The sequence below is a fragment of the Pseudomonas sp. IT-P2 genome, from assembly GCF_949767575.1.
Lineage (GTDB): Bacteria > Pseudomonadota > Gammaproteobacteria > Pseudomonadales > Pseudomonadaceae > Aquipseudomonas > Aquipseudomonas pharyngis.
The window spans coordinates 626174-641605 of record NZ_CATKQA010000033.1; the positions used below are offsets into that span (position 1 = coordinate 626174).

General features: G+C 59.4%; 17 protein-coding genes. 7 read left to right on the forward strand and 10 right to left on the reverse strand.

The annotated features are described in order from the left end of the window. Positions 1–37 precede the first annotated feature (37 nt). The gene (locus ACM6JM_RS19110; RefSeq protein WP_414882341.1) at positions 38–1627 is read left to right on the forward strand and encodes a bacteriocin immunity protein; all 1590 of its coding nucleotides are present in this window, start codon (positions 38–40) and stop codon (positions 1625–1627) included. Here the strand turns inward: ACM6JM_RS19110 and ACM6JM_RS19115 are convergent. Then, positions 1590–2477: a LysR family transcriptional regulator gene (locus ACM6JM_RS19115; RefSeq protein WP_210711170.1), complete on the reverse strand. Its 888-nt coding sequence runs from the start codon at positions 2475–2477 to the stop codon at positions 1590–1592. The genes ACM6JM_RS19110 and ACM6JM_RS19115 overlap by 38 nt on opposite strands. Positions 2478–2646: 169 nt before the next feature. On the opposite strand from ACM6JM_RS19115, the gene ACM6JM_RS19120 reads away from it, so the two are divergent. Then, positions 2647–3288 (forward strand): hydrolase, encoded by a 642-nt coding sequence (locus ACM6JM_RS19120; protein ID WP_007956548.1) that lies wholly within the window; start codon positions 2647–2649, stop codon positions 3286–3288. Positions 3289–3353: 65 nt separating this feature from the next. On the opposite strand, the gene ACM6JM_RS19125 is transcribed toward ACM6JM_RS19120, so the two are convergent. Continuing rightward, complete coding sequence (locus ACM6JM_RS19125; protein ID WP_064594211.1) at positions 3354–4652, reverse strand: mechanosensitive ion channel family protein; 1299 nt, start codon at positions 4650–4652, stop codon at positions 3354–3356. Positions 4653–4843: 191 nt separating this feature from the next. Here ACM6JM_RS19125 and ACM6JM_RS19130 point away from each other — a divergent pair, with 191 nt between their 5' ends. After that, complete coding sequence (locus ACM6JM_RS19130; RefSeq protein WP_011332966.1) at positions 4844–6184, forward strand: DEAD/DEAH box helicase; 1341 nt, start codon at positions 4844–4846, stop codon at positions 6182–6184. Between the two features lie 62 nt (positions 6185–6246). On the opposite strand, the gene ACM6JM_RS19135 is transcribed toward ACM6JM_RS19130, so the two are convergent. The 4 genes from ACM6JM_RS19135 to ACM6JM_RS19150 all read right to left on the reverse strand — a co-directional run bounded on the left by ACM6JM_RS19135 (position 6247) and on the right by ACM6JM_RS19150 (position 8782). Then, entirely contained in the window at positions 6247–6846 is a 600-nt protein-coding gene (locus tag ACM6JM_RS19135) for a hypothetical protein (RefSeq protein ID WP_039772551.1), read from the reverse strand. After that, complete coding sequence (locus ACM6JM_RS19140) at positions 6843–7442, reverse strand: papain-like cysteine protease family protein (protein ID WP_163974261.1); 600 nt, start codon at positions 7440–7442, stop codon at positions 6843–6845. The genes ACM6JM_RS19135 and ACM6JM_RS19140 overlap by 4 nt, the downstream gene beginning before the upstream one ends. A 249-nt stretch (positions 7443–7691) precedes the next feature. Further along, on the reverse strand, positions 7692–7967 hold the full coding sequence (locus ACM6JM_RS19145) for a hypothetical protein (RefSeq protein ID WP_085666745.1): 276 nt from the start codon (positions 7965–7967) through the stop codon (positions 7692–7694). A gap of 80 nt (positions 7968–8047) precedes the next feature. Then, positions 8048–8782 carry a DUF899 domain-containing protein gene (locus ACM6JM_RS19150; protein ID WP_039772549.1) on the reverse strand — a complete coding sequence of 245 codons (735 nt, stop codon included), beginning with the start codon at positions 8780–8782 and terminating at the stop codon, positions 8048–8050. Positions 8783–8959: 177 nt separating this feature from the next. Between ACM6JM_RS19150 and ACM6JM_RS19155 the strand changes: the two genes are divergently transcribed. Beyond that, positions 8960–9352 carry a hypothetical protein gene (locus ACM6JM_RS19155; protein WP_039772548.1) on the forward strand — a complete coding sequence of 131 codons (393 nt, stop codon included), beginning with the start codon at positions 8960–8962 and terminating at the stop codon, positions 9350–9352. Between the two features lie 62 nt (positions 9353–9414). On the opposite strand, the gene ACM6JM_RS19160 is transcribed toward ACM6JM_RS19155, so the two are convergent. The 3 genes from ACM6JM_RS19160 to ACM6JM_RS19170 form a co-directional block, all read right to left on the reverse strand. Continuing rightward, positions 9415–10284, reverse strand: a complete 870-nt coding sequence (locus ACM6JM_RS19160; RefSeq protein ID WP_414882342.1) for a DUF6279 family lipoprotein — start codon at positions 10282–10284, stop codon at positions 9415–9417. A 77-nt stretch (positions 10285–10361) separates the two neighbouring features. Then, positions 10362–11078, reverse strand: coding sequence for a TorF family putative porin (locus tag ACM6JM_RS19165; RefSeq protein WP_039772546.1), 717 nt, complete (start codon positions 11076–11078; stop codon positions 10362–10364). 217 nt (positions 11079–11295) lie between these two features. Continuing rightward, positions 11296–11484: a hypothetical protein gene (locus ACM6JM_RS19170; protein WP_170844885.1), complete on the reverse strand. Its 189-nt coding sequence runs from the start codon at positions 11482–11484 to the stop codon at positions 11296–11298. Positions 11485–11835: 351 nt separating this feature from the next. Between ACM6JM_RS19170 and ACM6JM_RS19175 the strand changes: the two genes are divergently transcribed. The 3 genes from ACM6JM_RS19175 to ACM6JM_RS19185 all read left to right on the forward strand — a co-directional run bounded on the left by ACM6JM_RS19175 (position 11836) and on the right by ACM6JM_RS19185 (position 14202). Next, positions 11836–12672, forward strand: a complete 837-nt coding sequence (locus tag ACM6JM_RS19175; protein ID WP_064594229.1) for a S1 RNA-binding domain-containing protein — start codon at positions 11836–11838, stop codon at positions 12670–12672. A gap of 44 nt (positions 12673–12716) precedes the next feature. Then, positions 12717–13106 (forward strand): DUF2177 family protein, encoded by a 390-nt coding sequence (locus tag ACM6JM_RS19180; protein ID WP_414882343.1) that lies wholly within the window; start codon positions 12717–12719, stop codon positions 13104–13106. 163 nt (positions 13107–13269) lie between these two features. Continuing rightward, complete coding sequence (locus ACM6JM_RS19185) at positions 13270–14202, forward strand: DMT family transporter (RefSeq protein ID WP_039772543.1); 933 nt, start codon at positions 13270–13272, stop codon at positions 14200–14202. Here the strand turns inward: ACM6JM_RS19185 and ACM6JM_RS19190 are convergent. Next, a complete protein-coding gene (locus ACM6JM_RS19190) occupies positions 14147–15328 on the reverse strand; it encodes an MFS transporter (RefSeq protein WP_163974268.1) in 1182 nt (393 codons plus the stop codon). The genes ACM6JM_RS19185 and ACM6JM_RS19190 overlap by 56 nt on opposite strands. Positions 15329–15432 lie beyond the last annotated feature (104 nt).

A 15432-nucleotide genomic window follows, 5' to 3' on the forward strand; every position in this document is an offset into this window, starting at 1 on the left:
TCCGGTGTCATGCGGACCTACAAGGAAGTTAAAAACCATGAAACTCAAACCAACCCTCGGCGATTACACCGAGCCGGAGTTCCTGGCACTGGTCGAGCGGATCTGGGCCGTCGATATGCCCAAAGCGGATCACGACCGATTGATCAATCATTTCGACCGGATTTCAGGTCATCCCAAAGGGGCCGATCTGTTGTTCTATCACCCCGAGGATGATCCCAATCCGAACTCCAGTGGCTCGGTCGTTTACTACGTCAAAGACTGGCACCGCAAACAGGGCCGGGTTGCGTTCAAAGGGCAGGCCGCTTCTGCGGCGGTTGCGCCTGCGCAAGGGCCACGGGCGCCGCTGGACCAAGCGCAGATAATCCGACAACGCATTGCCCAGACTCAGGCTGAGGTGCAAAAAATCATTGCCGATCTGGCCGTTTCCGAGCGCGCCGCCCAGGCGGCACTCGCGGATCTGCAACTGCGCATCAGCCATTTGCGCCAGCAACTGAGTACGCAAGTGCTCATTGCTCAACGAGAACTGGATATACGTGCGCTGGAGGGAAGCGAATTTGAGTCCCGCCTTGCCCTGCAACGCTATCAATTCTGGAAGCTGCGCGTGCAACTCAAAAGAGACAATGCACAGCGCGAAGTCACGTACGCTCGGGCGGAAAAAGGACAGTGGCAAGGTATTGCGCAGCAGATCAGTGCTGTTTATGACGGCTATGGGGCGAAGTTGAATCAACTTAATGCGCGTCTCAGACAGCTTCAAACTGAGGCCGAAGCGCTGTTGTCTACGGCGCAGACTCAACTTGTTGGTCTACGCGATCAGCAGCAACTCGGGCCCGCGCAGGTCGGAGGGCAGCTGTTTGCCCCGCTGGCTTTCGTCAATGCACGCCCGGCAATCCTGGTCGATGGCGCACTTTCACGAACATTGGAAGGACCTCGTGTCGATCTGCAAAAAGCCATTCGCTCGGCGGTGGCAGAGTTCACCTGGCAGATCACTTCAAACGCCCGGACCGATCAAGTTCAGTATGCGGCAGTGCTACGGTTCGACTTTCGCAGCCGAGCGGAAGTTGGCCGTTATGGAGTTTGCGTTCCTCTGGCGGAATTTCTGCCGATTGAAGGAACGGACTGGTTGTCTCTGGCGGCAACCCTTGGAAGGGTCAATGTTCCGTTCAGAATGACTAGCGGTACTTATGCCGTGCCGGTCGGCACCCTGTCGCAGGGCGTCAGAGAAATCAAAACCTTGTTTCAGGTGGAACTGGCACCGAGCAGTGTTGCAATTACGGCGTCTGGCGTAAGAGTTCGCTCCGCGATCTGGAATGAGTCTTCTCAAACCTACCGTTTCACCGCCGATGGAGCCACACCCATCACTGTGAGCTGGTGCCATCCGGACACGCTGGAGGTTTTCCGGCCACCCACCTCCATTGCTGATTATCGACTGGGCACGGTTCGATCATCGCCGGTGCCATTACTGGAAACATTCACCGCTCCGGCAACGCTTGCTTACGATGACTATGTCGTGGTGTTCCCTGCCGATTCGGGCCTGGAACCTGTGTATGTGATGTTCAGGAATCCACTGGAGTTTGCCCAGGAAGCCGGCACTACTCCGGCGCCAATTGCCCCACCAGAAACTCGATAAACGCCCGGGTCTTCTGCGGCACCCGCCGCGCTGACGAATACACCGCGTTGATGGTGATCGCCGGGGCTTGCCATTCGCACAGCACCGGCACCAGCCGCCCGGCCGCCAGCGCCTCTTCGACGATGAAGTCCGGCAGCAGCGCAATGCCCATCCCGGCCTCGGCCGCTTGCGCCAGCAAGTCACCATTGTTGGCGTGCAACGGCCCGGTGACGTTGACGCGCTGGGTCTCCTTGCCGTTGCACAGTTGCAGGCTGACGCCACTCTGCAGATAGCCGTAGTTCAAGCATTGATGTGAGCGCAGATCCTGCGGAGTCTGCGGCGTGCCCGCCCGTTCGAGATAAGCGGGGGAGGCGACCATGATTCGTGGGGCAGGCGCCAGTTGCCGGGCGATCATGGTCGAGTCGGGCAGGCTGGCGATGCGGATGGTCACGTCGAACCCGCCGCGCACGGGATCGACCTGCTGGTCGCTGAGCACCAGTTGCAGCTCGATGTTCGGGTGCTGCTCGTGGAACAGCGGAATCAGCTTGCCCAGCCGTCGCAGGCCGAACGACATCGGTGCGTTGACCCGCAACACCCCGCGCAATTCGCCCACCCCGTCCCGCGCTCGCTGTTCGGCCTCGTCCAGTGCCGCAATCACTTCCCGCGCCGCTTCGAAATACTCGGCGCCGGCTTCGGTCAGGTGCAGGCTGCGGGTGGTGCGTTGCAGCAGTTGCACGCCGATGGCTTCTTCCAGCGCCTGAATCTGTTTGCTGACTTTCGAGCGGGGCACGTCCATGGCCCGGGCGGCGGCTGCGAAGCCGTTCTCGCCGACCGTCACCACGAAGGCGCGCATGCATTCGATGCGATCCATGATTGTCCCTATTTTAGAATCAATGATTCTCGATTTTAGGGAATTGTCCCTTTATCGGCTAGCCCCTAAAGTGACATCCAAGCCGAGACAACAACGCCGAAGACGGCAAGCCGCCTCGACTCACCAATACCTGATCGAAACTTTGAATCGACATCAAAAGGAACGCGCCATGTCTATCCGTGAACTGCTGAACCCAACCAACTCCGCCCTGATCCTGATCGACCACCAGCCGCAAATGGCTTTCGGCGTACAGTCGATCGACCGCCAGACCCTGAAGAACAACACCGTCGGCCTGGCCAAGGCTGCCAAGATCTTCAACGTACCGACCATTTACACCTCGGTCGAAACCGAAAGCTTCAGCGGCTACATCTGGCCGGAACTGCTGGCGGTACACCCTGAGCAGAAACCGATCGAACGCACCTCGATGAACTCCTGGGAAGACAAGGCGCTGGTTGACGCGGTCAAGGCCACCGGCCGCAAGAAACTGATCATCGCCGCGCTGTGGACCGAAGTCTGCCTGACCTTCCCGGCCCTGGAAGCCCTGGCCGAAGGTTACGAGGTGTACATTGTCACCGACGCGTCCGGCGGCACCACCAAAGAAGCCCACGACATGTCGGTACAGCGGATGATTCAGGCCGGTGCGGTGCCGGTGACCTGGCAACAGGTGCTGCTCGAGTACCAGCGTGATTGGGCGCACAAAGACACTTATCAGGCGGTAATGGACCTGGTGCTGGAACACAGCGGTGCGTACGGCATGGGCGTCGATTACGCCTACACCATGGTGCACAAGGCACCGCAGCGGCAGGCCTGATAAATCGGCGGGACAAAAAAAGACGCAACCTGGGTTGCGTCTTTTTTGTTGAGCTCAAGAAAGCTCTACATCAGATGTTTTTCGGCTTCCGGAATATGGCTCGCGCCAAGGACTGCCGGCAATATCCCGGAACGCAAATCCCCACCACTCGGCTGCTGATACAGGCTCAAGCCAAACTCCGGCAGCACCGCCAGCAGGTAATCGAAAATATCCCCCTGGATCCGCTCGTAATCGGCCCAAACCGTGGTGGTGGTGAAGCAGTAGATTTCCAGCGGAATGCCCTGGGCGGTGGTCTGCATCTGGCGGACCATGCAGGTCATGTTCGGCTGGATCTCCGGGTGGCTCTTCAAGTAAGCCAAGGCATAGGCGCGGAACGTACCGATGTTGGTCATGCGCCGACGGTTGGCCGACATCGCCGCGACATTGCCCTGCGCCTCGTTCCAGGCCTTGAGCTCGGCTTTCTTGCGGCCCATGTAGGCGGTCAGCAGGTGCACCTGGGAGAGTTTCTCCTCTTCATCGTCGCGGATGAAGCGCACACCGCTGGCGTCGATGAACAGGCTGCGCTTGATCCGCCGCCCGCCGGACTGCTGCATGCCGCGCCAGTTTCTGAACGATTCGGACATCAGGCGCCAGGTCGGGATCGAGACGATGGTCTTGTCGAAGTTCTGCACCTTGACCGTGTGCAGGGTGATGTCGACCACGTCGCCATCGGCGCCGACCTGCGGCATTTCGATCCAGTCGCCGACCCGCAGCATGTCGTTGCTGGTCAGTTGCACACTGGCCACGAACGACAGCAGGGTGTCCTTGTAGACCAACAGGATCACCGCCGACATCGCACCCAGACCCGACAGCAGCAACAGCGGCGAACGGTCGATCAGGGTGGCGACGATGATGATCGCGCCGAACACGTACAGGACCATTTTCGCCAGTTGCACATAACCCTTGATCGAGCGGGTGCGAGCGTGTTCGGTGCGGGCGTAGATGTCCAGCAGTGCGTTGAGCAGGGCGCTGACCGACAGCAGCAGGAACAGAATGGTGAACGCCAGGGCCACGTTGCCGAGGAACACCATGGCGGTCTTGCTCAGTTCCGGCACCAGGTGCAGGCCGAACTGGATCACCAGCGACGGCGTCATCTGCGCCAGACGCTGAAACACCTTGTTATGGCGAAAGTCGTTGATCCAGTGCAACGCAGGCTGGCGACCGAGCATGCGGCTGGCATGCAGGATCAGGTAGCGCGCCACTCGTCCGAGCACCAGCGCGATCACCAACAACAGGAGTAGCGCCAGGCCGGCGTGCAGGAGCGGGTGCTGATCGAGGGCACCCCAGAGGTCTTGGGCGTTGAGCCAGAGCTGTTTGAAATCCATGAGCGAAACGATTCTTCTGTGAGACGCGACGGGCGATTAGAGCATTTAAGACGCTGTGTATTACCGTTGGAGACAAATCGAGCAACAAAAAAGCCACTGATTACGGCGGATTTCACAAAGAAACTCGGCCTGAGCGCTCGAAACCGGTAACCTATGCAGCTGATTTTTTGCATATCTTCGAGGTAGCACCCGTGTTTTCCCAATTCGCCCTGCACGAACGCCTGCTCAAAGCCGTGGCCGAGCTGAAATTTGTCGAGCCAACGCCTGTGCAAGCCGCGGCCATTCCGCTGGCGCTTCAGGGGCGTGACCTGCGGGTGACGGCGCAAACCGGTAGCGGCAAGACCGCCGCTTTTGTCCTGCCGATCCTCAACCGCCTGATCGGCCCGGCCAAGGTTCGCGTCAGCATCAAGACCCTGATCCTGCTGCCGACCCGCGAGCTGGCCCAGCAGACCCTTAAGGAAGTCGAGCGCTTTTCGCAGTTCACTTTCATCAAGTCCGGCCTGATCACCGGCGGTGAAGACTTCAAGGTCCAGGCCGCCATGCTGCGCAAGGTGCCGGACATCCTGATCGGCACCCCGGGCCGGATGATCGAGCAACTGAACGCCGGCAACCTCGACCTGAAAGAAGTCGAAGTGCTGGTGCTCGACGAAGCCGACCGCATGCTCGACATGGGTTTTGCCGAAGACGTGCAGCGTCTGGTCGACGAATGCCCGAACCGTCAGCAGACCATGCTGTTCTCCGCCACCACCGGCGGTTCCGGCCTGCGCGAGATGATCGCAAAGGTGCTGAACAACCCCGAGCACCTGCAGCTGAACGCGGTCAGCCAACTGAACGACACCACCCGTCAGCAGATCATCACCGCCGACCACAACCAGCACAAAGAACAGATTGTGAACTGGCTGCTGGCCAACGAGACCTACCAGAAGGCCATCGTCTTCACCAACACTCGGGCCATGGCCGACCGCATCTACGGTCGCCTCGTCGCTCAGGAATACAAGGCGTTCGTGCTGCACGGCGAGAAAGACCAGAAGGATCGCAAACTGGCGATCGACCGTCTGAAGCAGGGCGGCGTGAAAATCCTGGTGGCTACCGACGTGGCGGCCCGTGGTCTGGACGTTGACGGCCTGGATCTGGTGATCAACTTCGACATGCCACGCAGCGGCGACGAATACGTGCACCGCATCGGTCGTACCGGCCGTGCCGGCAACGACGGTCTGGCGATCTCGCTGATCTGCCACGGCGACTGGAACCTGATGTCGAGCATCGAGCGCTATCTGAAGCAGAGCTTCGAGCGCCGTACCATCAAGGAAGTCAAAGGCACCTACGGCGGACCGAAAAAGGTCAAGGCCTCGGGCAAGGCCGTCGGTGTGAAGAAGAAAAAGACCGACGCCAAGGGCGACAAGAAGAAAACTGCCGCCAAGACCCCGACCAAGCGCAAGAGCGCCAACCGTCCGAAGCCGGACGCACTGGTGAGCAGCGACGGCATGGCCCCGCTGAAACGCCGCAAGCCGGCAGCACCAGCGGCTGAATAAGCAGTTTCAGGCAACCAATAAAAAACCCGGGCACGGTCCGGGTTTTTTATTGCCTGGGTTTATCAACTGCCCAGCAGGCCAGTGGTGTCGGCGTCAAAACGCCGCTTGGCCTGATCGGCCGCCGGTTTGAGCTGTGCGAGCAGGGCAGCCTCGCTGTACAGCCCGGTCAGTGCCAGCTCTTTTGGCGTTGGCTCGATCGGGATCAGCACGTCTTCGTCCGCCGCATGCAGCCAGATCGCCACGAAGTGCAGCGACGACACAAACAGCATCCGCAGCTCAACGGTTTTGCCCTTCAGCTGCGGTGATTGTTCCGCCAGTTTCAGCGCACCGACCGTGGCGGCCGCCAGGTTGCCGTGGTTCAGCGAGGCGAACTCGACGTGACCGCGTACTTCGGCCAATTGCGCATCGGCAATTGATACCCCGCCAGAAAACACCAGGTAATGCCAGTCGCCGACTCGGGCGTTTTTCAGGCCTTTGCCCTGGCTCAAGTCGTCCAGACTGAGCGAGTAGCCGCGATAGGCCTCGCTGAGGCTGATCCCGGTGGGCGCGGCGCTGGCGAACTGGCGATTGACGCCGAAACCCTGGGTCTGCAACGCGGCCTGCAGGGCCGGACGCAAGGTCTGGACGCCGTTGGAAGGCGCTTTTGGATAAGTCAGTTTCATGATGCCGCCCCCTGGTTTTTCGCCGTGAAGTAGGTGTGGGTCCAGTTACCGCCGCCGTTGTAGGAGCCGGGGAAGGCACTCAGCGCGCGGGTCGAATAGCCGTAGATCGAGTCCGCGACCAGCACGTAATTGCCGTTGGTGCCATAGATCGCCAGGAAGTGCGCACCGCCACCGTACCAGGCACAGCGCAGGCCGATCGGGCGACCCATGTTGATCTGGTTCTGGATGGCCGACATCTGTAGCGAGCCCGAATTCATGCCGTTGAAACTGCGGGTGATCTTCAGCGCTACGTCCAGATAGCCGTACACGTTGCACGGCCCCGGTTGATTGCAGCAATTGCGATCCAGCGCGGCACTGGCAACGGCGCATTGGGTCCAGGACCCGGTGCCGTAATAATTGCCGACCGAGGCGGAAGCGGCGGCCCAGCACCAGTTGGTCTGGGTCTGTTGCTGCATGATGAAGTTCAGGCTGGCGGCCGCGAGGGCGCGTTGTTGAACAGCTGCCTCGACCTCGACCAGTTCCGGGTCGAGCAGATGGCTGATCAGACATTCGGGCAGGGTGTTGCCAGTGAATGCCGTTGTCTCAGTGGTTAACATTTTTCAATCCTCCATGAATGAAAACAAACGTTCCGCGTTTGCGGGATAACGCTATTGCCGAGCGATCGGTGCTAAAGGGTTGCCATCTCCGATGGCCGGTTCCGATCAGGCTCGGGGTAACCCTAGGTGTGAATATGCATTTGTGCAAATAACAAAATGCACCAATGCAAATTTAAGGACAAAAGAAAGCAGGCCTTGGTATCGATCCAGCCGGATCGATACCAAAGCCTGCCGTTGTCTGCGCGGGTGCTATCCCTCGGTTTTCTTCTCGGCCGAACCCAGTTCCTTCAAGCGCTGATCGATCAACTGGCATTTGTCCGGCAGATCGGCAGAGGCCGTGCCCAGGTCCATTTTCTGCAACTCGGCGTTGATCTCCTTGGCCTTGGCCGGGTTTTGCTCGGTGAGCTTCGCGACTTCTTTGGCCAGTTGCTCGCGTTTGGTGGTGGCTTCTTCCGGCGTACAAGCCCAGACGGGCAGGGCGCAGGCGAGCGTGGTGGCGAGGGTGAGCTTGAGCAGGGTTTTCATGGGGGCAGGCCTCAGTTCCGGTTAAGGCGGGTTAACCGGTTGAGGGTTTTCAACCGTGAAAAGTTCAGTGTGTTAGGGGCTCAGTCTCCATGGCAGCAACTGGATTTCGTTTCTCCCTCATACCGGTCATGGTGCCGCACCCATTCCATGATCTCGTCCTCATTGCGGCCCTTGGGCGTGAGGTCGAGGTAGTTGTAGGCGCCGACCAACAGGTCGAGGCCGCGGGCATAGGTTGAGTAAGTGTGGAAAATGTCGCCGTTGTCGGCGCGATAAAACACGCTGAGCCCGGGCATTTCTTCCTCGACGCTGTCGGTCTTTTCGTAGTTGTACGTAGCCTTGCCAGCGTCGACATCCTCAGCACGGGCGCACACGCCAAAGTCGTAGTTGAAATCGCAACCGTCCGACGACACCCAGTCGAATGTCCAGCCCATCCGCCGCTTGAAGGCCTGGAATTCGGCGAACGGTGCGTGGGACACCGCCACCAGCGCAATGTCGTGATGGGCCAGGTGTTGGTTGGCGCCGTCGATGTGGTCGCTGAGGAATGAACAGCCCGGGCAGCCTTCCTCCCAGCCCTTGGCGAACATGAAGTGGTAAACGACGAGCTGGCTGTGTTTGCCGAACAGGTCGGCAAGTTTCAATTCGCCGTTCGGGCCCATGAAGCGGTAATCCTTGTCGACCTTCACCCAAGGCAGGGCGCGGCGTTTGGCGCTGAGGCGGTCGCGTTCCCTGGTGAAGGCCTTTTCATCGGCCAGATGCTGCTTGCGGGCGGCGAGCCATGCTTCGCGCGACACCACCGGATGATTCTCAACGTTCATGATGATTTCTCCTGCGGGGGTTGAAACCGTCTGTCTCAGACTAGTCGTTCAACCACCCGGGAAATCGACAGACCGCCGGTCGGTCGGGGCGCCGAATAATCCTGAACGGTGACGCAGCGCTCCGGTCACAACCTGTGAACGCGCCAAAAAATCACGCGCACCGGAGGTTGAATCAGGATGACGACTTATAACTGGGATTTGATTGAGCGCCTGCTGCATGAAGTGCAGAACGGCGCGGGCCACAGCTTCGCGCCACGGTCATTCGCCGAAGACTATGCGGCAGAAAAAGCGGCGGCGGGCGAGCCGATCGAGAATCTGGATCACCTGAAAACGCTCGCCTGCGACTACGAAAAACTGCTGCTGGAGCGCGGCTACATCGAGCCCCGTGGCGAAGATGAAGGCAGTACCGGCAACAACTTCAGCCTGACCCCGCGTGGTTCCAGCCTGTTGAGCCTGATCGACAGCAGCATTCCCGGCAACGATCATCCGCGTCAGGTGCTCGATGAGCAGGAAGATGCGCTGGATGAGCTGACATTCGATGAGGTGGCCTCCAAGGCGCAGATTGCCTGAGGCTTTGCACAAAAAAATGTGGGAGCGATTTTGCTCGCTCCCACACGGGTTTTTCAGTGATCTCAGCTTTTTTGCGCAGCCTTCAGGCACTTCAAGTCATTGAAGTCCTTGCGCACCCCCTCGATTTTTTTCAACAGGCGCTGTCTTTGCTGCGGCGTGCTCTCTGCCATCAGATCGACGAACAGCGAACGGGCTTGCGCCTCGGTATTGGCGTAGGCCTTTTGGTAATCCGGGGTCCATAAACGCTCGCGATTGACCAGAAGGGTCTCGATCCGCTGTGGGAATTCAGGATCTTTGCGTTGCGCGACTGCCGCGCTGAACTGCTTCTGCCAGTGGGCGCGGTTGGCGATCCACTGGGTGTTCTGATCGCCCAGGGCGGTCGACCAAGCCATCACCCGCTGTTCCTGTTTGGCGCTCAATGGGCCGAGCCAATCGTTGAGACGCTTGTCCATGCGCGCGCCTCGTTCGGCAATCTGCTGCGCCAGTGGTGGCTTGAGGTATTCCTGCTGGCGCTTTTGCAGATCCTTGGCAAAGGCGTCGTTCATTTCAGCGACTTGCCGATCATCCAGCCCTTGCAGCAACTCAATCGCCGACGGGGTGATTTCCCGGGCGGTTTCGGCGATCGCCTGCTTGGCTTCTGCGGTGCGGGCCTGGAGCGCGGCGTCGGTGACCTGATTGGTCTCGACCATGGTTTGCAGGCGATCCAGCCAATCGAGATAACCCGGCAATTGCGTGGTGCAATGCCAGTTCAAGTGTTCCCTGAGTCGCTCGTTGAACCAGTCCTTCTGCTCGCCGTTCATGTCCAGGTAGTCGCTGAGCGTCCACGGAATGATCACGTCAAGATTGCGATAGGCCAGGCCAACACGGCTGCAGGCGCCGAGGGCAAGGGTCAGGATCAGTAGAATCGCGATGCGTTTGAACCAGCTAGACATGGGCGAGTCCTTGCGAAAGCCAGCCTTGAGGGTCTGATTCTCATGTGAACACAGGATGGCCCCGGCAGTTCAGCCCATCAAAAGAACGGGCGTTCGGCCTTGAGCGTGACCAGCCCGTCGCACTGACTGTTATGCCCGGAATAGGCCGAGCAATCGCTGCCGCTGAGGCTCGAATTGCTGTAGATCAGGTCGAGGTCGATGCCCATGAACGGCCGGGAAAGTTTCACCGACCAATCGGTAAAACTGCTGACATAACCCCCGTCCACCGAGACCGGCGTGTTGAGCTGATGGGTGGTGTATTTCATGCTGATCCCGATGCCGAACGGCTGATTGCCGCCCAGGTCGGCAAACAGGGTGTTGTTCTGTTTATCCGGATCGTTGCTCAGGGCGATGCCGATCCGGCTGCCGAGCAGGGTCAGGCCACCGAACAGTTCCTGGCTGTCGAGGGTGTCGACCTTGGGATAGCTGTAATGGATCATCCCGACTTCGTAACCGAGGGTCTGATCGAAAGGTTGTTTAAAGCCGACGTAGGAGTCGATTTCGAGATTCTTCCCCGGCGTGAGGCCCATGCTCGGTGCGTACTGGCCAACATACAGGCCGCTGTCATGGCTCAGATCCAGACCGCCGTGGAACGAGCCGACTGCGGAAGGTTTGACCAGCCCCTGGGCCATGCTGCGGCTGGGCGTGGTGCCGAGCTTGAGGTCGAAGTCACCGAGTTCACGCTGGAAAATCTGCGCGTGCGCGGCCGTGCTCGCCAGCAGGCCTACAAGCAATAAACAGGATGATTTGAGCATGCGTCACTCCTTGAGCAGCGAGCGCAGGGCGATAAAGCCTGCTGAAACGCTTGATCCAGACGCGTGCAAGGATACCGGCGAATGATCGGCATCGAGGGCCGTTCGTCGATTTCTGCTGTTTTACAGGTTTGATTAAACGCGAGAGAGGTCTTGCGAGGGATCCGGTCCAGACGCTTCGAAGCTCAAAGCGCCTTTGGACTGGTGTGCTGCGGGGGTGTTACTTCTTGCCCAGGCTGATCTGCTTGGACGGGCCGAACGTCTGGCCGCTGACGCCCTTGGCAATTTGCTGGATTTCGCCGCCGGACTTGAGGAATGCCGCGATCTGATCGTTGATCGATTCGCTGGTTTCAACGGCTGGAGCTGGCTTTGCTTTGCTGGAGGATGCTTTTACACGCATGGCGGCCATTAACCTGTAGAAAAGTAACTCGGCCAGGCATCGTACAGGAATAACTTGACAATTGCTTGGTAAATATCCCCCGGAATAACCCAGTGGGCGGGTGGATTATTCGTGATTAATTATTCGAAATATCCCGCTAACCTGCTGTTTTAAATAACAACATTTAGGCGATTCCATGATGTTCGGCGCTGTCGGGAACGCGTGATAGCCGTCACGCTGGCCTGACGAGCGGCGTCCATCCAACGCGAAATCCAGGAGAATCAAGGCTTACCACAGATTTTCGCGCGGCCGGCCGATCGGACGGCCAACCAGCACGGCAAAACCGGGTAGAATGCCGCCCACGCAATGAGGGTATTGGAAATGGCTTTAGTCGGGCGTTACAACAGTTTGCAAGTGGTTAAACACACTAACTTCGGTTTATATCTGGACGGCGGTGCCGACGGCGAAATCCTTTTGCCCAACCGTTATATCCCCAAAGATATTCCTAGCGAAGATGAAGACTGGCTCAATGTTTTCATTTATCTGGACAGTGATGACAAACTTATTGCCACCACTGAAAAACCAAAAGTTCAGGTCGGTGAATTTGCCAGTTTGAAAGTTGTTGAAGTCAACAGCATCGGCGTGTTCCTTGATTGGGGCCTGCCGAAGGATCTGCTGCTGCCTTACTCCGAAGAAAAACGCCAGATGACCGCCGGAGAGTACTGCGTGGTGCATGTCTACCTCGACAAGCACACCCGCCGCATCACCGCCACCGCGCGCCTGGATCGTTATCTGGACAAGACCCCGGCCAACTATAGCGCTGGGCAGGAAGTTGATCTGCTGGTCGCCGAAGCCACCGACATGGGCTTCAAGGCGATCATCAACAACAAGCACTGGGGTCTGATTCACAAGAATGAAATCTTCAAGTTCATGCGTTCCGGCATGCGCGAGAAAGGTTTCATCAAGGAAGTGCGCGCCGACGGCAAGATCAGCCTGAGTCTGCAACCGGTAGGGCAGGAAGCGGCCAGCAGCCTCAACTCGAAGATCCTCGCCAAGTTGCGCGAAAACGATGGCACCCTGGCCGTCAGCGACAAGAGCGATCCGGCGCTGATCAGCAGCCTGTTCGGTGTCAGCAAGGGCAATTTCAAGAAGGCCATCGGTTCGTTGTACAAGAACGGTCAGATCGTCATTCATGCCGATCGCATTGAACTAACCTGAGTCTTGCGTGGCCCATGTTGCATGGGCTTACTTGAGATCGGCAGATGAAAAAAGCGTTGATTGCCTACGTTGCCACACTGCTGACGTTTCTTCTGCTCGACGGGCTCTGGCTCGGCGTGCTGATGGCGCCGACCTATCGTGAGCTGCTCGGTTCGCTGATGCTCGAAAAACCGTTGCTGGTACCGGCAGCGGTTTTTTATTGCCTGTACGTTTTCGGCTGTGTGGTGTTTGTGGTGCTGCCGTCGCTGACCTGGCAACGCGCCGCGCGGATGGGCGCGCTGCTCGGGCTGGTGGCTTATGGCACCTATGACCTGACCAATTGGGCGACCTTGCGCGGCTGGTCGATGCAGGTGTCGCTGATTGATTGGGCCTGGGGGACGTTTGCCACGGCGCTGGCCTGTACGGTCGGGTTTTGGGCCGCTCGCCGAGGCTGACGGCGGGCATGACGCAACAGGGCAATTGCATGTCTTTGCCGGGCGGCAATTTCTGTCCGACTGGTTGATAATCCCTGCCATCCTTTTTAGCCCCGGACAAAGAGCCGGGGCTTTGTTTGACCATTGGAAAAACTGCCATGTCGTGTGTGTTCGAGGTGTCGAGGTGAGCGCCAGTCGGCGCAGTGCCGACGGGTTTGCCCTGCAAGTGATGATCGGCCTGTGCCTGATCTGGGGCGTGCAGCAGGTGATGATCAAATGGGCGGCGACCGACATTGCGCCGGTGATGCAGGCGGCGGGGCGGTCGGGAATTTCCGCGTTGCTGGTAGGACTGCTCATCTGCTGGAAGGGCGGCTGGGATCAGGTCGGTGCTACCTGGCGCGGCGGCTTGCTGGCCGGTGCCTTGTTCGGTCTGGAGTTCCTGTTCATCTCCGAAGGCTTGCAGTTGACCACGGCGGCGCACATGTCGGTGTTCCTTTACACCGCACCAATCTTCACCGCGCTGGGTGTGCATTTCCTGTTGCCGAGCGAGCGTCTGCGCCCGGTGCAATGGCTGGGGATTTTCCTCGCGTTCGTCGGGATTGCCATTGCATTTGCCGGTGGCGTGTCGTGGGACAACCTCGACCGCCGCATGTTGATGGGCGATGCCCTCGGCGTGCTGGCCGGTGCCAGTTGGGGCGCGACCACCGTGGTGGTGCGCGCCTCGCGTCTGTCGGAAGCGCCGGTGACCCTGACCCTGTTCTATCAACTGATCGTCGGCTTCATCGGCCTGCTGCTGATCGCGTTGCTCAGCGGCCAGATCACCCACGTCAGCCTGACCGTCGTAGCGGTGGGCAGCGTGTTGTTTCAGGGGCTGGTGGTGTCGTTCTTCAGTTACCTGACCTGGTTCTGGCTGCTGCGCCGTTATCTGGCGGCCAACCTCGCGGTGTTTTCCTTCATGACGCCATTGTTCGGCGTGACCTTCGGCGTAGTGCTGCTCGGCGAAGAACTCAGCCTGAACTTCATCGTCGGTGCCGTGCTGGTGTTACTCGGCATCACCTTCGTCAGCGCGGAACAGTGGGTGCGTCGGCGTTTGCGCAAAGCCCTCGGCCAGCCGTAACGGATTTGCACGCCAGACCGCCGGCAATCAGCAGGCCGCTGCCGGCGATCACCAGCGCCGGTTGCAGGCCGCCGCTGAAATGGCTGCTGACCGCCGCCAGCAACGGCCCGCTGAGCTGGCCGACGGCGAAGCACGCAGTGAGCAGGCCGGCGTTGCGCTGGGTGGCGTGGGGCGCCAGTTCCCGGGAGCGTTGCATCACCAGTTGCATGCAGGCCAGGAACGGCGTGCCGCACAGGATCACGCCCAGCGCCAGACCAGGGCCACTGCCCAGCAGACAAGCGAACACCCCGGCGGCCTGCAGCCACAACGTCGCCATCAACCAGTGCCGGGTGGTTTCCGGATCGTGCCGACGCAAACTCACCAGCAGCACCCCGATTGCAGCGCCGAGGCCGAAGCACGGCCAGAACAGATCCGCCTGCCACTGCCCGTGAAACTGCGCGTTGGCCATTTGCGACAGAAACGTGGCCGGAATGATGTAGCCCACGCCGTACAAGGCATACACCACCGCCAAACGTCCAATTCCACGATTTGACGAACCGACCGCAGTCGGCGCGGCCGGCACGCCGACACCCGGTTGCGGCAGGATCCGCACGATCCCCAGCAACATCACCAGCGCCACGGCGGCATAGATCAGCCACAGAGTCGCGGAAGTCTGCTGCGCCAGATGTGAGAACAGCGCCAACAGCCCAGTCAGAAAAATCCCCAACCCCGGCCCGGCAAATACCAGCGCCCCCAACCGTGGGCGACCCGCCGCCGCAGCCAGTGGCTGACTCAACGCAGTAATCATCACCAGCACCCAGGCGCTGGCCACTCCGGTGCCGAACCGCAGCAACAGATGCGACCAGAAACCGTTGGCCCAGAACGACGCCAGTGTCAGCAGCACACACAACCACAAGCCACCGTGCAGGCGTCGCTGTACCTGATCCGGCCGCCGGGAAAACATCGCGTCCACCGCACCGAGCAGGTAACCAAGGTAGTTGGCCGCCGCAATCAGACCGGCGGCGGTCAGGTCGATCTGGCGTTCGCTGAGCAGGTGCGGCAGTTGCGGGGTGAGGGCGAAACGCCCGATGCCCATGGCCATCATCAGGGCAACGAAACAGGCGGATAAGCGAATCAGCGGTGACATGGTCTGAATTCCGTTGGAGGTTCAATGACCGTAAGGCTAGGACTGATTGACTTTCTTTAAAATTGAATAATAGTGAGTAACTTGTTCTGTTCAGGAGAAAGGTT